Below are 17,873 nucleotides of genomic sequence, written 5' to 3'. Positions count from 1 at the left end.
TGAAACCTTGGAGGAGGTTTTTTATGAAAAAACCAGCGTTAACGATAAGCCCTTTGACAATCCTTTCGTTTGTTGCCCTTGGTTTTCTTATTACACCCCAAACAAGCCAGGCCGGCTGGATGAAAACCTACGGCGGTTTCGAAGGTGATGCCCGGAATTCAGTGAAACAAACAAAAGATGGAGGATATATAGTCACCGGCCCAGGTTTATGGCTCGCAAAAACTGATTCCCTCGGCAATACAATATGGACTCATGTGTACCCAGGCGGAAGAGGAAGACAGGGTGCATGCGTATGCGAAACCTCAGACGGCGGCTATGCAATTACAGGGACTCAGGCAGGCGGCTGGCTTACCGCGGCAACCCTTGTGATCAAAACTGACAGTATCGGTGATACGGTTTGGAGTCAGCTGTATTCACAAGGTCTGGATTATGGCTCTTGTATAATAGAGGCAGAAGAAGGATATGTTGTAGCCACAAATACCTGGGAAATTATCAAGCTTGATGATACGGGCAATGTTTTATGGTCTCGCGACTCAATCTGGGAAGAAGGATACTGGGTTTGTAAAACTTCAGACGGCGGTTATGTAGTTACCGGCAATAAAATCAGCCACCTTTTGCTTTTCAAAACGAACGCGCAGGGAAAGGAAATATGGTACAAGATCTACGGAAACTCACCTAATCAAGCCGAAGTAGGTTATTGGGTAACAGAGACCTATGACAAAGGTTTCTTCGTTGCAGGAAAAAAGAACAATAGTCAAAACCTCTGGCTCTTAAAAACCGACTCGCTTGGTGATACACTATGGACAATCAGCCTTGAATCGGCCGTCGCCAGAGCGGCGGACATGACCTATGACAGCGGTTTTGTAGTCGCAGGATATTGCTGGGAAGCGAACTTCAATTATCCCGATGTTCTGCTCTTAAAAACCGATTCTTCCGGTAAATTACTCTGGACAAGAACTTTCGGAGGCGACAGTCTTGATAAAGCATATTCTGTACAGGAAACTTCTGATAAAGGATTCATCATCTCAGGTTATACGGAGTCTTTTGAAGAAGGCAAAAGCTACCTCTGCCTCATAAAGACCGACTCTCTTGGCAACGTAGGGGTCGAAGAAAAACCTGTTGCCGAGCAGTGGGCTACCTGCCGACTCCTCTCCCCCATCGGTAAAGAGATTGTGCTGCAATACACAGGATATCCCCGAGGCTTCCATGCCGATATCTTCGATGCTTCGGGCCGCAAGGTTGATGAGATACAAACGCCTCAAACTCATGGCGCGATCCAATGGGGAGGAGGGCGTGGGCCGGGTGTATACTTTATAGTGTCTGACAAAGACCCCAGGCAAGTATATAAAGTTATCCTGGTAAAGTAGCTCCTGGTCCCCTGAGAGACACCAACTATTGGAGGCGCCAAGGGGATTCGGCAAACCATAAGAGTAGAACTCTGGAAAAGTAATCCCACGACTTTGAGGGTATACTATTCAGCTTGACAATCAAGCCTTATCTCGGTATAGTTAGGCATGATAACAACACGAGGGACCTGTAATGGCAAATAAATACGATCCCGAAAAAGACTACGAAAAGTACCAGGAGCTCGCAAAAGAGCAAGACGATCTGGCGAAGCGAATCGCAGAGCTTCTTGAGGAAAACCGAAAGCTCAACGAGCGAGTTGAGATACACCTCGCGGCCGCAAGACAATCTATAACACCCGAGCTCATAAAAATAGCCGCTCACGAGTTTCAGGTTGAAATACTTAACGAAATCACGCTTGCGGTAATCGAATCAAACGACCTTGAAAAAGCCGTAAAGCTTATCGATCATCTGGAAACCCACCTTGAATCAAGATTGCGTCTTTCTTTAAGACACGGCGAGGATATTCGCGCCAAGGATTCCACGCCAACGCTTTCTCCGGCAGTCGCCGCGAAACGAGAATTATCCTCGCAACAACAATCACAAAAGAAAGGACCAGAGCCGACACCCAAAGACGATTCAGCAAAACCTCCTCCACCACCCAAAACATCCGGTTCAGGGACCCGCATCGTTGAGAGACGGACAGTCCTAAACGATAGGGTTAATGAGATATGCCGCTATGAATATGAAGGTAATACGCTTACCAGAATGGTTTTTTTCGATAACCAGGGCCAGCCTGCACGCACTCAGCAGATGATTTACGACAAGGCGGGCGAACTCGTTCAGGAGATACACATAGACCGCTCAGGTGTTACATTACAGGTTTTTGACAGGGAGATAGGGAAAGACGGTAAGATCTCTAAAGAGATAATGAGAAACTCCCAGAATGAAGTGCTGCATACTATCGAGTACATTTACGACCGCAAGGGCAGGCTTCTGAAGAAAGAATGGAAGGACAGCCACAACAAACGAACCAAGTCATGGGAGTACAAATACGACAAAGACGGTAAAGAACCCGTGAAAATCATCTGGCATGACGAAAAAAATAAGCCCTACGGATACGTTGATCTGCGCTACGACGACAAGGGACACATCCTTGAAGAGATAAGCAAGGACCGTTCGGGCGATATAATACGAGCGCTTTCATACCAGTATTTTTACGGTTAATCCGTGTGAATTTGTATTGCGTCTCGTTTAAACTGACGAACAATCACTGAGAGGAGGCGTAATGCGTGTTGTAAGACGAAGCGAAATGCGCGCCATAGACGAGCGCGCCGTAGCCGAATTCAAGATACCTTCCCTTATCCTTATGGAAAATGCAGGCAGAGGAGTGGCTGATACCATTGAGGAGTATTTTGAGCTAGATGGTCTGAAGGTTCTTTGCGTATGCGGCAAAGGCAACAATGGAGGTGACGGTTTTGTTGTTGCAAGACACCTTGCTTCAAGGGGCGCAGAAGTGGAGATTATACTTGCAGGAAAAATCGATTCCCTGAAGGGTGATGCATTCCTCAATGCGGATATAGCCCGAAGGACGAAACTTCCGATAGTTGAAATTGAAAGCGAAGATGATCTGACATCCTATTCAAAAAGAGTTGATAGGTTTGATGTTATCGTTGATGCGATTCTTGGAACAGGCTCGCATGATGTCCCTGAAGGAATACCGGCTAAACTGATAGAATTTATCAACCATTCTCAATCCTTCATAGTAAGCGTGGACGTCCCATCCGGAATCGATAGCGATGCAGTTCAGTACTCTAAAGATTTTTCAGTCAATGCCGACGTTACTGTAAGCATGGCTTATCTTAAACCCTGCCATCTTCTCTATCCTTCAAGACTTAACTGCGGCGAAACGTGGATTGCAGACATAGGCATTCCAACTGGCATCACGGACACCGAGGGCAGATTAAGATTGATGACCCAGGAAGAAGCTTTTTCTTTACTTCCAGAAAGGATCGAATGGGGAAACAAAGCCTCGTTCGGCAAGGTTTTGATTATAGCCGGTTCGAGAGGCATGAGCGGCGCGGCGCGCCTTGCTGCCGAAGCCGCTGCAAGAACGGGCGCTGGATTGGTTTATCTTGGTTTTCCCGAAACGATGGCAGATGTATTTGATTCTACCCTTCTTGAAATTGTTAAAATCCCTTTACCCGATACGGGCGATGGGCACCTTGCCTTAAGCGCAGATGAGCTTATACTTGAGAAATCAGAGGATGCGAAACTTATAGCTCTCGGTCCCGGACTTGGCGCGCATCCGGAAACAGTCGAACTCGTAAAAAAGATATTTAAGGAATTGAAAAAACCCCTTATAATTGATGCCGACGGAATCAATGCCCTGGCCACGGACATAAATCTACTGAGCGGAAAGAAACCGCCGCTCGTTCTCACCCCCCACCCAGGCGAGCTTGCCAGACTTATCGGAGATAAACCAGGGGAGATTGATCAAAAGAGACTGGATATCTGCGAAGAGTATGCAAAAAAATGGGGATTGGTGCTAGTCCTCAAGGGTGCACCTACGATAACTGCATGTCCTTCAGAGACTTGGATAAACTCCACAGGCAACTCCGGACTGGCTTCCGGAGGTTCGGGTGACGTGCTCACGGGTATTATAGCCGGGCTGGTCGCGCAAGGGATGGCTTTATCGCCTGCTGCAAGATTTGGTGTGTGGCTTCACGGAAAAGCGGCCGATATCGCAGTTGAGGATATAGGCGAGCATTCCCTGCTCGCGGGAGATATTATCGAATACCTTCCAGATGCAATGCTCTCTCTTCAGGAAGAAGAGGAAGAAGAGTTTGAGAAAACTTGTGATCATTAGTGTATGAAAATTCTACTTTTAGCTCTTACGGCGTACATATACAATCCCTCGGACTGGCTGCAGTATCCTGACCTCAACAATATAAAAAACTTTACATCCGATAAGCTTTTCAATGATGTTTTCTGCGTCACGAATAACTCTATCGTCGCACTTGATGATATATCTTTCAGACCTTCAACAACCTATGGTCCGGAAAGCGGACTGCCTTCAAATATCTCCATGGCGGTATACGACAGGAAGATTGCCGGTTTCTGGGTCGTAACGACTAACGGTGCGCTTTACGAATTTAATTCGCAGGCAAGAATCACTTCGCAAGTCCTATTAAATCAAAACTTAACAGTTTCGAGAATGGGTCTGAATGCTGATTACGTATTCCTCGATCACGGCTCCTCGCTCACAAGTATTTCAAAAAACACAAAAAGCGAGACAGACACAAAACCCGATTCAACCGTCACCTGGTACGGTCTCGATATGCCGGAAAACAAACCGCGAAGCTATCCCTTTCTGGCGCCGTGGGTTATGGTTGATCCTGAACTCTCTCAGCGGCCATATTCCCGCGTGTATGTTTTCGATAACAAAGCCTTTGTAACCGTTTCTGGATACGGTTATCTCATCTTCGATGCACTTGCCTGGCGCGAGCTTGCACGCTATCAGAGTCCGACAGCGACTAATGTAAGTTCTTTTTTTACATCTGATAGTTCACTTTATGCCTTCGGTTCAAACGGTGTCGACCAGATATTGCCCAAGGGCGGAACCGTCTTTCATTCATTCTCGAGGTGGGGCACAACAACCAGCGACCAGCCTTCATGGAGTCTCGGCCTGGCGAACAATCTTCGTACGACAGGTTATGATAAAGCTAGACTTGCAGGCGGGAACGTGTTCCTGCTCGATCTGTATAGGATTGACGTATTCAACATTGCCGCTAAGACACTTTCTACAATTACTACTCAAAAGACGATTTACGACGTCGATTTTCACATGGATTCGCTGTTCGTCGCATCCCAGGACGGCATTACGCTTGCGATAATTCCTAAAGGACAACCCGCACCTCTGCAGGACGACCGTTCAAAGCTCGTTAGAAATAACGTATATGCTATAGTTAGTGGTAAAAACAGCCGCTACTTCTGGACAGGCTCACTCGTCGTCAAGCAGTCGCGTTCGGGTTGGGCATATTACGCAGCTCCGGGATTTATGCCTGTTCCCCAGCGTTCGGTAACGGGTACTGACAGTCTTGTGATACTCGGCGGCAAGGGCGGTGTTACGATTTACAAGCCTGAGACCAACTTCCAGCTCTATCTTACGTCAAAAGACGGTTTACTTTCAGATAACGTAACCAGCGTCTACCTTTCCGGACGCTATCTCTGGATTGCCTCCGACGCCGGATACTCGCGTCTCGACCTAAATTCCGTGCTACCTTAATTCCGTTTCGTGCCACAATCGAGTTCACGTTTTATGGACAAAAAGTGGTCAGATAGTGGACAAAAGATGGACAAAAATGGGACAAAACTACCCCAAAAGATAGACAAAATTCAAGGTCAATGAATCAAACAAAGCCACGTTTCGAGAACTAATTCGGGGTCCCCGAACGGATGGGAAGCAGACGTTTGGGGTGAAAAGTTTTTAGAATAGTGCCTTGGTTTTAGGAAACGAATCAAGGATTAGTTTGGTGCCCCCTCTTATGAAGGGGGAATTAAAGAGGGATTAGCGCCACCTTCTTTGTGGCCGCCCCCTCTCCCACGCTGCGGATGAAATACACCAATACCCCACAAGCCTACTTCGTGCCCCCCGACCAATGCCCCCTTAACAAGAGAAAAACCTCCGCCAGAATCACTCCTATGAAAAACGTTGAAATGACGGTTGAAGGTTCCGTGCTCACGGTCAAGGTTGACCTCTCCAAGCAGTTCGGGCCGTCTTCGTCTGGCAAGTCCGTCATCATAGCGACCACCGAAGGCAACGTGATTGTGCCTGACTACCCGGACGAAAGCCTGAGAATAGGCCTTAACGTATACAAGCTTAAATTGCCGGACTGAGGCGCTTTCTGACGAACGAAGTTCCATTGATAAGAGCTTGACACCGGACGCAGGATGGCTATATTAGAAGATATGAGACAGGTAGTTATCTATAAAGGCGAGGACGGCTACTGGGTGGCCGAGTGCCCAAGCCTGCCCGGATGCGTAAGCCAGGGAAAGAGCAAGGAAAATGCGCTGGTCAACATCAAGGAAGCGATTGAAGGATACGTCAAGGCGCTTGAAGAGGACGGCCTTCCTATTCCTGAAGAACGGTTCGAAACCATCGTCGTCGCTGTGTGACCAAGATTCCGCGAATCTCAGGCCGTAAATGCGTTAACGCTTTGCTGAAGGCTGGATTCGTCGTCAAACGCCAGCACAGTAGCCACATCATTCTAAGACGCATGAAACCTTTTGCGCAGGTCGTTATTCCTGATCACAAGGAACTCGATACCGGAACATTGAGGGCAATCCTCCGGCATGTTGGCTTGAGCGTGGAAGAGTTCGTTAAGCTTCTATACTCCACCTAGCGCTTGCGGGCCGACCTGAAGGTCGACCCCTACGAACTATCACTCTCTCTGCAAGCCTTCAGGTATATCCATTAAATCTTCGTCTGGCAAATTAACGAATATGCCCGTCAAAGCACAATTACCATTTATTCTGGAAAGATGTAAAGAAACCCAAGGTTTTCTGGTCAAACAATTCCCAGCCTCGTCTACAAGATAATAATACCAGACACTGATGTCTTCAGTATTCCTATAATCTGCGTAAGCCTCAAATTTTAACAATAAGGGTACACCTTTATATATCTCAAGGTCAGGCCCGATTTCTCTAACGAACGAAACATAAGCATTCCCCATTTCAGTATCTCTTTCTACATGTGTAATTTCTTGTAGCAGTTGATTAGTATAACCGTTAATACACATACAGACAGAGTATTGCGCGACATGATGAGGGTTCTTTACATTAAAATTGGTGGGTGATTCAACTCTGAATGTTTCACCATAATATAGATATTCGGAATCAGGCAAGAATCTCGAGTTTTGAAACCTAATAGATGTTGGGTTTTTAGCACAGTTGAGAGAAAAGAAAACAATAAGCCATAATATTATTAGTGTGGGTTTCCCATTGACTTCTCTTGTATTCACTTAGTCTCCTTATTGTTTAGGATAACATCAAGTAATGTTATTGTCAACCCCAAGCTTGTATTGGTCGACCTTCAGATGGGTCCGCATTTCTGTGAGATTGCAACGTAGCTGTCGCCCTACGGCGCTTCGGTTGCTCGAAGCATTGCGGAAGAGAATCTTCCGCTCACGCGTACTCCGTACGCTAGCTCGCCAATGACACCCCCACCCTACCCTCCCCGTCAAGGGGGAGGGTATCATTAAGTTTGACTTTCACCCGCTAAGCACTATCATTGGCTCAAATTCAAATATTCGACAAGGGGTTTAAACCCCTTGTCTATTCTTCTCCCGTTTGACTTTCCTCCCCTATTCGGTAACATTCAACAAAATCAAGAAACAAAATATCTAGGAGGCACTGTGGTTCTTCCGTTCAAGAACGAGACTTACAAGGACTTTTCCAATGAGACTATCAAGAAGCTGCAATTGGACGCTATGGCGGCGTTAGAAAAAAAGCTTGGACAGACCTATCCACTGTACATCGCTGGAAAGGACGTGAAGGCAAGCCAGACCTTTGCGTCTGTCAATCCCGCGAACCCGGAGCAAATTATCGGTCATTTCCAGAAGGCCGACGAAAAGCTTGCGGGACAGGCGATGCAAGCCGCGCTCGAAGCGTTCGAGTGGTGGAGATTTTTCGACTACCGCGAGCGCGCGAACATCTTCTTGAAGGCAGCCGAGATTTCGCGCCGTCGCCGCTACGAGATAAACGCGGCGATGGTGCTCGAGGAAGGCAAGAACTGGCTCGAGGCGGACGCGGACACCGCCGAGGGCATCGACTTTCTTGAGTTCTACGCGCGCGAGATGCTGCGTCTGGGCCCCAACCAGCCCGTGACACCGTACCCCGGCGAGAACAACGAGCTCAGATATATACCGCTCGGCGTTGGTTTGATTATACCGCCTTGGAACTTCCCCTGGGCAATTCTCGTGGGCATGAGCACGGCCGCAATGGTCACGGGCAACACGATAATTTTGAAACCCTCTTCGGACTCACCCATGATAGGTCAGCTATTTTTAGAGATAATGAAGGAAGCCGGACTTCCCGGCGGGGTGCTGAACTTTTTGACAGGCCCGGGTTCGATAGCTGGCGAGTACCTCGTGAACCATCCGAAGACGCGCTTCATTTCTTTCACCGGCTCCAAGGAAGTGGGGTTGCGGATAATTGAGAACGCGGCAAAGACGCAGCCCGGCCAGATATGGATAAAGCGCGTGGTCGCCGAGATGGGCGGCAAGGACTGCATCCTTGTGGATGAAAACGCCGATATCGACGCCGCTGTGGAAGCGGTCGCTATCAGTGCGTTCGGGTTCCAGGGCCAGAAATGCTCTGCCTGCTCGCGCGCGATAATCTCAGAGAAGGTCTACGACGAGTTCGTGAAAAAGCTCGTGCCGCGCGTGCAGAAGATAACGGTCGGCCCGACTAAGGACCAGAAGAACTGGATGGGCCCCGTTATCAACGAGAAGTCAATGAAGAACACGCTCGCGTATATAGAAATAGGCAAGAAGGAAGGCAAGCTTCTTGCGGGCGGCGGCCGCGCGGGCGACAAGGGCTTCTTCATCGAACCCACCGTGTTCGGCGACATCGCCTGGGACGCCCGGCTTGCGCAGGAGGAGATATTCGCTCCCGTTCTCGCGTTGATAAAGTGCAAGGACTTCGACGACGGCCTGAGGATAGTGAACTCGACCGAGTACGGCCTGACGGGCGCCGTGTTCACGAGAGACAGGGCAAAGATTGAGAAGGCGAAGCGCCTGTTCCACGTGGGCAACATGTACATCAACCGCAAGTGCACGGGAGCGCTCGTTGACGTGCAGCCGTTCGGCGGGTTCAACATGTCCGGCACCGACTCCAAGGCCGGCGGCAGGGATTACCTCCTGCTGTTCATGCAGGGAAAATCCATTACAGAAAGATTTTAACCCGTTAAAATCTTTCTTGAGAGAAAATTGCGGGGCTTCGGCCCCGCTTTTTCTGGTCTTGACAATACAGGTAAATTAATGTATACTTTGCAGCCAAAGGAGGAATCATGAAAGAAACCTTAAAGCAGAAGATATTCATAAGAGCCTCCGCTCACGAGATTTACGAAGCGCTCATGGATTCCGAACTCCATACGAAATTCACAGGGAAGAAAGCTCATATCAGCAGGAATATTGGAGGCAAGTACACTACTTACGAGGGTTATTGCATCGGAACGAACATCGATCTCATGCCGGATAAAAAGATCGTGCAGTCGTGGCACGCTCTCGACTGGCCCGACGGCTATTATTCACGGGTGACCTTTGCTCTCGAAGAGAAGGAGGGAGGAACGGAGTTGACCTTTACGCAGGACAATCTGGAGCCTGACGATGTCAAATCTAAAGCTGAAGGCTGGGAGGAGTTCTACTGGCAACCACTCAAAAGGATGCTTGAGAAAGGATAACGGACGAAAGGGATCACCCCCCTGCGATCTTTTCAGCCGCTCTGAAGGAGCATCTTGCTTCTTGACAACTTGCGCTATACGGTTATGATATAGTGATGAAGTTATTGTTGCTTTTATCTTTGTTTGGCCAGCCCGGGTCGGTCGAATACGATTTCCAGAGTTCTATAGAGCGGGGTGAGAAGGACGGCAAGTTCTTCGTTAAAGGGTACTTATCACTGCCTTATTCGAGTCTTCAGTTTGCAAAGTACGACTCGCTCTTCGAGTCAGGCTACCACGTTGTTTTAGAGATGATCGATGCAAAAAAGAACGTTTACGGAACGGAACGGTTCGGTCAGGTTCGGGTAAAATCGACCGAGGATGCAGGCTCCCGCTCCAGGCTCGTCGAGGAGACCCTGGAGGTGGTCGTTCCTGCAGGCAAATATAAAGGAACGCTGCGAGTCGCCATGCTCGGGGCTACACGCAAACTTACTAGAGACTTTGAAATGGAGCTTTACCACCGCACACTCGGATCAGTTGTTGTCACGAATCCAGAAGGAAAAAGGATGTTCTCCAGACCGTTCACAGGCGACGACACGTTGAAGGCAACAGTGCCGGTATACGACAAGGACATCGATTCCTTAACCCTTTATATCACGACAAAGGAGGTGTCGAGTTTCGAATACAGGGAGAGTTTCAGAGAGTCTTCTTCTCAAGTTACATGGATTGTTCCGCTTGCAAACTTTACGAGCGCCGGATACGACCTTAAAGTTACCGCTTACGCTAAAGGAAGGATGAAGGATAAATCGGATGCATCGTTCTGGATTCAGAAGCCGTTCAAGTACGATCCCCAAAGATATCTTGATTTAGTGAACAAACTCGTGTACATAGCGGACTCGAATGAAAGGGATTACATGAAGAAGGCGCCTGCAGAACAAAGGCAGGTTGTCTGGGACAGCTTCTGGAAAGCGAAGGACCCTACGCCTCAGACCGAGTATAACGAGGTTCTGGAGAATTACATGACGAAGATAGACTATTGCGAACGCAACTTCGGACATGGCGACAAGGGATACCTGTCGGACAGGGCAAAGATATACATGCGCTACGGGCCGCCCGATGAGGTCGAGGAGCACCCCTTCGAGATGAACCAGAACCCCTACATAATATGGAAGTACGAAGGCGGCCTCGAGTTCATCTTCGAGGACAAGCTCGGATTCGGGCAGTACGAACTTGTATATCCCCAGGGATACAACCCTTAGGACTGACATGAGCGACAAGCATTATATAGTAGAATGCCATTCCCTTATGCGCATCATGGCTACAGCCGCCGTGGGACTTGAGCTAGAGCCTGGAGATATGGTCGTCCTCAGGTTCAAAGGCTGCGAGGATATAGGCGTTGTAAAAAGCAGGTCCGACGACGCTCAGCCGAAGGCGATTGCCATAAGAAAAGTGAATGCTGACGATATCAGGATGCTTGAAGAGACGAAGCCGTGGGAAGCGCAAGCGATTGAGAAGTTCAAGAATCTTGTTAAGGAATACAGTCTTCCCATGCGCGTGGTGGACGTTCACGCATGGGCGGACAGGCAGAAGATAGCCTTCTACTTCCTCTCGGAGCACCGTCTGGATTTCAGAAAACTTCACAAGGAGACAAGCCTCCTGCTCGACTGCAGGGTTGTCATTAAGCAAATAGGCATAAGGGATCATGCAAGGCTTGTGGGCGGACTCGGGCACTGCGGCAGACCGCTCTGCTGCACCGCATTCCTCTCGGAACTCAAGCCCATAAGTCTTCGGTCTGCAAGAAGACAGAATCTTTACGTAAACCCTGAAAAGATTTCCGGCATGTGCGGAAGGCTTTTATGCTGCCTGCGGTATGAAGAAGATGCGGGATGCAGGCTTGATTTCAGTCATCACGACTACAAGGAATACGAGGAGGTTGCCGATATCTTCAACGAGGAAGAGGAATGGGAGATGCTTAAAGGTTCCAGGGATTCCGACGATTAGCCGTTCCGGCTAGCTGAAAAATATCTCCGGCTGCGTATTGCGGAGCAGCCGCTTTCGGAATATGAGCGCGATAATGAGACCTGTAAGAAATCCCCCCACGTGCGCAAGAAAAGCCACGCCGCCGCCTGAGTTGCCGAGCGTCAAAAGACCGTAAAGCAACTGGTAGCCGAACCATATGCCTATGAATACCCATGAAGGTATATATATGAGCCTGATGAAGAAGAGTATTACGAGCGAAAGCACTTTTGAACGCGGATAGAGAATGATGTATGCGCCCAGGACTCCAGAAATAGCGCCTGATGCGCCAATAAGGACCACGGGAGAATGTGGAACGGTTACCGCATGCAGCAGCGCTCCCGCTACACCGCAGACAAGGTAGAAGGGGATAAAGAGCCAGTGTCCCATGGCATCCTCGATGTTGTCTCCGAAAACCCAGAGGAATAGCATATTGGCGCCGACATGCACCGGGCTCGGTGCGTCGTGGAGAAACATGGAGGAGAGTATCGTGCCGATATCGAGCCATGAGGTCTCGAAGAAAAGTCTTTGCGGAACAAGCCCGAACGAGAAGATGAAATCCCTGAACGCTCCTTTGGAAGAAAGATAAAGTAGCAATTCAATAAGATAGACGGCTACGTTCAGACCAATGATAACATAAACTACGTAAGGACGCTTTCTTGAACGAATCTCGTCGCGAAGGGGAATCATTCGCTATCCAGGAGGACGACTGCTAAGGCGGCAATACCTTCTTTTCGGCCTACGAATCCCATCCCCTCTCCCCTCTTGGGTTTTATAGCTATTTGAGAGGTTTCGACGTTTAGGATTTCTGCGATTCTTGTCCGCATTTCGTCCCGATAGGGAACCAGCATGGGTTCCTCTGCAAGTATAGTGCAATCGAGATTTACTATACGGCAGCCCTGTTTTCGTATTCTATTTAAGACCTCCCCAAGCAACAAAGCGCTGTCTGCATCCTTGTAGTCAGGGTCGGTATCTGGAAATAGCTCGCCTATGCTTGAAAGACCGGCCGCTCCAATAAGGGCGTCGGAGATTGAATGCAGCAGAACGTCTGCATCCGAATGGCCGGAAAGCCCACGAGTATGCGGGATTTTGACGCCCCCGATAACTAATGGCCTATCATGGGCAAAAGGATGAGAGTCAAAACCCAAACCTACACGCATGGAGTGAGTATAGATACAGAAGAGTGCATGTCAATATTACTCAACATATGGGTTCGAAGCGGTATGTCGGGGGGAAAAAAACCCTGGAGAGGCATGGACGCACTCTCCGTTAGGCGAACTCTGGTTATCTGATCCTGAAGCAGTAAAAAAAACCCCTGGAGAGGCATGGACGCACTCTCCAGGGGAGGGGGTGAGGGAAGGGAGGTGTGTTACGGGAATCTCTTCAAAGACGCATCTCCGCAGCCTTCAAATATCGTCCCTGGTTGTATATGACTAATAATAGTCGAATTTCAGTGTTTGTCAAGTACCTTGGATGTAATTTAGTCATCTTCCTTTTCGTGCGGCCGGTAGCCTATCCTGTGGTACGGATTGACCACGCTTGAAACAACATTTTTAAGATGAGCGCTTACGCGCTTTATATATCTTGTAAGCATCGCGGCAACTATCCCCTGTTTTACCGTAAGATCGGATGATTCCATGAGCTGATCCATGAATCTGTCGGCCTCTTTTGCCATATCGGCTTGCTCCTGCATCACCTTGCGGGCAAGCTTGGAGTCATTTTTGACGAGAGCGTTTCTCGTCTCGTCAAACATCAACTTGACCCTTTTAGCCATCGCATGAAGGGTATCGAAAACGCCGCCCGAGATGGGTTCAGGGTAATGCCTGGCGATGTCGTCAAAATTCTTCGCGTAGTCGCCTATGCGCTCAAGGTCGATGACCAGTACGCCGAGAACGAAGGAGGCGTTTATGTCCTGACCGGGATTGATGGCCATGTGCTCGAGAATACGGCGCCGGATCGCTATCTGAAGCTCATTGAGCTGTTTGTCCATCTTGTAGAGGTCGGTTATTTCGCCGGTGCCCGTAATCATCTCCCATGCCGCCTCGAACATCCTTTCGGAGATATCGAGCATCTTGAACATATCATCCATGCATAACTTCAAGAGCCCCGAGCCTTCCCACGATTTTATGAGGTCGCCATAGTACATTCTTACCTCCTAAGCAAGAGTATGAGTCCCACAGGGATTATTATAAACACAATTACAATATACACAAACGCCATCCAACGCTTCCACGCAACAAGCATCCCCAGCCCTTTGGCAAAGGCAACGGGAACTATCCTTAAAGGATACCACAGGATTGTTCCGAATATATTGAAGAGCGAGTGTGCGAATGCAACCTGAATTGCAAGAGGCGAACCCGTAACAAGTGAAGCAAGTATGGCTGTAATCGTGGTTCCTATGTTCGCGCCGAGCGTGTAAGGGAATATCTGCTCGATTGTAACGAGCCCTGCTCCGACAAGAGGCACGATGAATGAAGTAGTTACCGACGAGGACTGGATTATGGACGTTATGATGAGTCCAACAAGGAAAGCGCGTACTGGTCCGCCGAAAAGATAGCGGTCTATGAACACCTCTGTCTTGGAACCCGTCAGCTTGCGCATTCCCTTGACCATGAAGGTCAGACCGACGAAAAGGAGAGTGACCGCTACCGCAAGAGAAACAAGTATGAGAACCGTTCCGTACGCTTTTGAACCGGGGATGATAAGCTTGAGCAACGCATCGATACCGGATTGCAGAAGCTTCCAGACCGGTTCGATGATGAATTTCAGAGGAGAGAGCACTTTGAATCCGCCTATGCCCGTGAACCCCTTTGCGAGGAAGTTCGAGGCAATCTCAAGAGGATGCAGGAATATCTCAATCGGAAAGAGGACGATTACCGTGAGGATGTTGAATATATCATGCACGATTGCGCCCGGAAAGGCTTTGACAAACTCATCCTTCCTTGAAATATGAAAGAGAGAGACCATTGTGTTGGTGATGGTCGTTCCGATATTGGCGCCCATGATAATGGGTATCGCGTGGTTGACCGACATAGTCCCCGAAGCCACCAGACATACAACTAGTGAGGTTGTTGCCGAAGAACTCTGGATAATGGCGGTAGTGAGAATGCCGATGAAGAGACCTACAACAGGGTTGTTGGTGAGAGTAAGAAGGAAACGCGCAAAATCCTTGAAGCCTGACAGCGTTCCCGAAATCATCTCGATGCTCAAAAGGAATACATAGAGCGAGGCAACGAATATCGTGATGTTGAGGATTCGTTTTGCCGTTGTCGGCGGGCTTTCAGGCTTAACCTGCTTCTTTGTCAAAACTAAACTCCTTGATTATAGTATAGATTGGTCCGTTAGGGGTCAGGACGCTCTCATATAAAGTTACGCATGTAGCCAGAAAACTCAAATCGGTTGGAGCCGGCAGACTATCCAGGGCTAAGGACTGCGGAAACTTCAACCGGGCAAGAGTTATATGAGGATGATACGTCTTTTCCTCTTTGGGGAATCCCTGTTTTATGAGCGTCGATTCAATACCTGCGAACAATTGTACACACTCCGTTTCTCCCTCTGAAAGTCCCCACCATAAAACACGGGCTTTTTTTGAATTGGGGAAAGCGCCAAGCTTTTCCAGGGTGACATTGAACGTCTTGACTGACTTAAGAGGTGTCGAGAGAATCTCTGATATTTTATCGACCTTTTCAGGTTCGGTTTCTCCAAAGAATTTCAAAGTAATATGGATGTTTTCTTCCTCGACCCATTTCATTCGAGGAAGATGAGGACTGATGCTATTCGCAAACTCCTTGACCCGACTCCGGATTTGCGAGGGTAGCCCGATACCGAGGAAAACCCTCATCGAGTCAGTATACTTTTCTTCGGTTATATGTCAAGAAATATGAACAGGTCGAAAACTGGATCAGAAGGCTTTTTGCGTCATAACAAGGATTCTCCGCAGCATATCGAGAGCGACGGTTACGCTCCGAGCGCGGATTAAGTTGCGGTAGGATGGGAACATGGTTCTTATGACTTTCGTTTTTCCGGGAGCGGACAGACCTATATAGACAAGGCCTACCGGCTTATCCCTTGTTCCGCCTGCTGGCCCGGCCACGCCCGTTATAGAAAGCCCATAGGTTGAACCGAAACGCCTTCGAACACCCTCAGCCATTGCCAGTGCGACTTCAGAACTGACTGCGCCGTGTTTTGAAATAAGTGCATGCGGTACATCGAGAAACGCCTCCTTTGCCTCGTTTGAGTAGCTGACGACACCGCCAAGAAAGTAGCGCGAGCTTCCCGCTGCGTCGACGATAGTCGAGGCAAGCATGCCGGCGGTGCAGCTTTCTGCAACAGCCAAAGTGGATTTTCGCTTGCATAGGAGTTCGCCTGCGACCTCCGCAAGACTCCTTTCACCTACCGCATAGATGTCAGCGCCGAGTATTTTTTTTATCTGCCTGAGAGCGGAATTGAGCTTCGTCTTAGCCGACGCTTCGATTCGTAAATCCACCATTCCAAACTTCGGCAGATATGATATCTTCAAATCTTTGTTGAGGTTAAGAAAAGGGGTAAGCCTTTCCTCGATGTCTGTTTCGGGTTTGCCTGAGGTCCTTATAATAAGCGTATGGCGGATATTGAGCATGTAGTTCTTTTGTATGTATTCAAGAAGACCTGGGTCAGTCACCGCCTTTACCTCGCTTGGAACGCCTGGAAGAAGAATCAGAGTACGACGATTGTCTGAAAGGATAATGCCGGGTGCAGCGCCTACCGGGTTTACAAGAAGCTTTGCACCTTGTGGAACAAGCGCCTGGCTTTCTCCAAGCTCGCTCAGCTTGCGACCCATTTTTTCGTAACGTTTGCGAATACGCTCAAGGAGCTTTTTATCCAAAGAGAGCGTACGGCCGAAAACGGATGCGGCTACTGTACGTGTACGGTCGTCGGATGTAGGCCCCAGTCCGCCCGATGAGATGACTAAAGCCGAGCGGTCAAGCGCTTCGAATAGAACTTGCTCGAGCGTTAAGGGTTCGTCGCCGGTGATGGTTACGCGGGATACGGAGAGGCCGATTGCAAGAAGCTTTGACGTAAGGTAAGCGACATTTACGTCCGGAACCGCGCCTGAGACGAGCTCGTCCCCGATTATTACGAGTTCGGCGGATTTGAGGCTACGCGCCACCCAGCCACCCCGCAGGAATAAATCTTGTGAGTTGGACCAAACCGTTCGCAATAAGGCCTGCAACCATGTCATCAGCCATTACTCCCCATCCTGCGGGCAACCGTTCCGCGAACGAAACCGGAGGCGGTTTGAAAATGTCGAGCAGCCTGAAAAGGAGGAATGCGAGTCCAAGAACAAGGAGGGCTGCCCAAAGGGTGGCCGGACGCGGAAGCAGTATGGATGCCGCAAGCATGCCAGAGACCTCATCTATGGTTATTCGGGGATCATCGCGCCTCCACCCTCTCTTTTCAATATATGAGCTTGCCCATGTACCGAATACCAAGAGGACTGAAAGGATCACTGACGCAATAAGCGGATACGGCCAGAGAAAAAAACAGGCTACTGCAGCTGCAGCGCTTGCAAGCGTACCCCCTCCCTTTCCGATATAGCCTGTCCCCAAAAAGGAAAGGCCGATTCGCAGTCCCAGCGGAGGTTGTGAACCGGCCATAAAATTTATCTTGAATTCTAGCGCCTGCGCTTGTGCGAGGGCGCTATCTTCTCCCACTCGACAACGAGCGGCGCGACCACGAATATGGATGAGTAAGTCCCGACAAAGATGCCTATCGACATGGTAAGTGCGAAGGGAAAGACTGCAGTTTTTGATGCGAAGATGACGAGCGCGAGCGAGGTAAAAAGCGTTGTAAGCGAAGTAATAACAGTTCTTGAGAGCGTGCTGTTGATGCCTTCGTTGATGTTTTCTTCGAGCGTTGCCCCTCGTCTGAGCTTCATGAGCTCCTGAATACGCTTGGAGACGACGATAGAGTCGTTCACGGAGTAGCCGATTAGCGTGAGGAATGCCGCGATGACGGTTACGTCCAGCTTGATCCCAGCGAGTGTGATGATGCCCAGCGTAAAGAAAACGTCATGAAAGACCGAAATAGCGAT

The 17,873-nt window shown here is 49.1% G+C and carries 20 protein-coding genes; 11 read left to right on the top strand and 9 right to left on the bottom strand.

The genetic code is table 11. From position 1 onward, the window contains the following. The first annotated feature begins 23 nt into the window (after positions 1–23). The 7 genes from GX441_00935 (at position 24) to GX441_00905 (ending at position 6,749) form a co-directional block, all read left to right on the top strand. On the top strand, positions 24–1,367 hold the full coding sequence (locus tag GX441_00935) for a hypothetical protein (GenBank protein ID NLI97209.1): 1,344 nt from the start codon (positions 24–26) through the stop codon (positions 1,365–1,367). Between the two features lie 172 nt (positions 1,368–1,539). Next, a complete protein-coding gene (locus tag GX441_00930; GenBank protein ID NLI97208.1) occupies positions 1,540–2,571 on the top strand; it encodes a hypothetical protein in 1,032 nt (343 codons plus the stop codon). A 61-nt stretch (positions 2,572–2,632) separates the two neighbouring features. Then, on the top strand, positions 2,633–4,213 hold the full coding sequence (locus tag GX441_00925; protein ID NLI97207.1) for an NAD(P)H-hydrate dehydratase: 1,581 nt from the start codon (positions 2,633–2,635) through the stop codon (positions 4,211–4,213). Positions 4,214–4,216: 3 nt separating this feature from the next. Then, positions 4,217–5,632, top strand: a complete 1,416-nt coding sequence (locus GX441_00920) for a hypothetical protein (GenBank protein NLI97206.1) — start codon at positions 4,217–4,219, stop codon at positions 5,630–5,632. Between the two features lie 416 nt (positions 5,633–6,048). Continuing rightward, positions 6,049–6,243 (top strand): hypothetical protein, encoded by a 195-nt coding sequence (locus GX441_00915; protein ID NLI97205.1) that lies wholly within the window; start codon positions 6,049–6,051, stop codon positions 6,241–6,243. A 72-nt stretch (positions 6,244–6,315) separates the two neighbouring features. Continuing rightward, on the top strand, positions 6,316–6,522 hold the full coding sequence (locus GX441_00910) for a type II toxin-antitoxin system HicB family antitoxin (protein ID NLI97204.1): 207 nt from the start codon (positions 6,316–6,318) through the stop codon (positions 6,520–6,522). Next, positions 6,519–6,749, top strand: coding sequence for a type II toxin-antitoxin system HicA family toxin (locus tag GX441_00905; protein ID NLI97203.1), 231 nt, complete (start codon positions 6,519–6,521; stop codon positions 6,747–6,749). Before GX441_00910 ends, GX441_00905 begins: the two co-directional genes overlap by 4 nt. Positions 6,750–6,788: 39 nt before the next feature. Here the strand turns inward: GX441_00905 and GX441_00900 are convergent, their stop codons facing one another. After that, entirely contained in the window at positions 6,789–7,367 is a 579-nt protein-coding gene (locus tag GX441_00900) for a hypothetical protein (GenBank protein ID NLI97202.1), read from the bottom strand. A 393-nt stretch (positions 7,368–7,760) separates the two neighbouring features. Between GX441_00900 and pruA the strand changes: the two genes are divergently transcribed. The 4 genes from pruA (at position 7,761) to GX441_00880 (ending at position 11,785) form a co-directional block, all read left to right on the top strand. Continuing rightward, complete coding sequence (gene pruA, locus GX441_00895; protein NLI97201.1) at positions 7,761–9,308, top strand: L-glutamate gamma-semialdehyde dehydrogenase; 1,548 nt, start codon at positions 7,761–7,763, stop codon at positions 9,306–9,308. Positions 9,309–9,415: 107 nt separating this feature from the next. After that, positions 9,416–9,808 (top strand): hypothetical protein, encoded by a 393-nt coding sequence (locus tag GX441_00890; protein NLI97200.1) that lies wholly within the window; start codon positions 9,416–9,418, stop codon positions 9,806–9,808. Between the two features lie 95 nt (positions 9,809–9,903). Then, positions 9,904–11,043: a GWxTD domain-containing protein gene (locus GX441_00885; protein NLI97199.1), complete on the top strand. Its 1,140-nt coding sequence runs from the start codon at positions 9,904–9,906 to the stop codon at positions 11,041–11,043. A gap of 7 nt (positions 11,044–11,050) precedes the next feature. Next, complete coding sequence (locus GX441_00880; GenBank protein ID NLI97198.1) at positions 11,051–11,785, top strand: stage 0 sporulation protein; 735 nt, start codon at positions 11,051–11,053, stop codon at positions 11,783–11,785. 9 nt (positions 11,786–11,794) lie between these two features. Here the strand turns inward: GX441_00880 and GX441_00875 are convergent, their stop codons facing one another. The 8 genes from GX441_00875 to GX441_00840 form a co-directional block, all read right to left on the bottom strand. Beyond that, complete coding sequence (locus GX441_00875; GenBank protein ID NLI97197.1) at positions 11,795–12,490, bottom strand: rhomboid family intramembrane serine protease; 696 nt, start codon at positions 12,488–12,490, stop codon at positions 11,795–11,797. After that, the gene (locus tag GX441_00870; protein NLI97196.1) at positions 12,487–12,960 is read right to left on the bottom strand and encodes a 2-C-methyl-D-erythritol 2,4-cyclodiphosphate synthase; all 474 of its coding nucleotides are present in this window, start codon (positions 12,958–12,960) and stop codon (positions 12,487–12,489) included. Before GX441_00870 ends, GX441_00875 begins: the two co-directional genes overlap by 4 nt. 320 nt (positions 12,961–13,280) lie before the next feature. After that, a complete protein-coding gene (locus GX441_00865) occupies positions 13,281–13,946 on the bottom strand; it encodes a hypothetical protein (GenBank protein ID NLI97195.1) in 666 nt (221 codons plus the stop codon). Positions 13,947–13,948: 2 nt separating this feature from the next. After that, positions 13,949–15,106: a Na/Pi symporter gene (locus GX441_00860; GenBank protein ID NLI97194.1), complete on the bottom strand. Its 1,158-nt coding sequence runs from the start codon at positions 15,104–15,106 to the stop codon at positions 13,949–13,951. Next, positions 15,087–15,641, bottom strand: a complete 555-nt coding sequence (gene thpR, locus GX441_00855) for an RNA 2',3'-cyclic phosphodiesterase (GenBank protein ID NLI97193.1) — start codon at positions 15,639–15,641, stop codon at positions 15,087–15,089. Before thpR ends, GX441_00860 begins: the two co-directional genes overlap by 20 nt. 60 nt (positions 15,642–15,701) lie before the next feature. Beyond that, a complete protein-coding gene (locus GX441_00850; protein ID NLI97192.1) occupies positions 15,702–16,949 on the bottom strand; it encodes a competence/damage-inducible protein A in 1,248 nt (415 codons plus the stop codon). Continuing rightward, entirely contained in the window at positions 16,939–17,436 is a 498-nt protein-coding gene (locus tag GX441_00845; GenBank protein NLI97191.1) for a phosphatidylglycerophosphatase A, read from the bottom strand. Before GX441_00845 ends, GX441_00850 begins: the two co-directional genes overlap by 11 nt. A gap of 17 nt (positions 17,437–17,453) precedes the next feature. Then, positions 17,454–17,873: protein translocase subunit SecDF (locus GX441_00840; GenBank protein NLI97190.1), on the bottom strand; the 420-nt coding region annotated here is incomplete at its 5' end.

The organism is bacterium (genome assembly GCA_012517375.1).
Classification (GTDB): Bacteria; Hydrothermota; Tepidihabitantia; order B3-TA06; family B3-TA06; genus JAAYVC01.
Note: the sequence above shows the minus strand (reverse complement) of the source record. Positions and strands in the feature narration are given on the sequence as shown.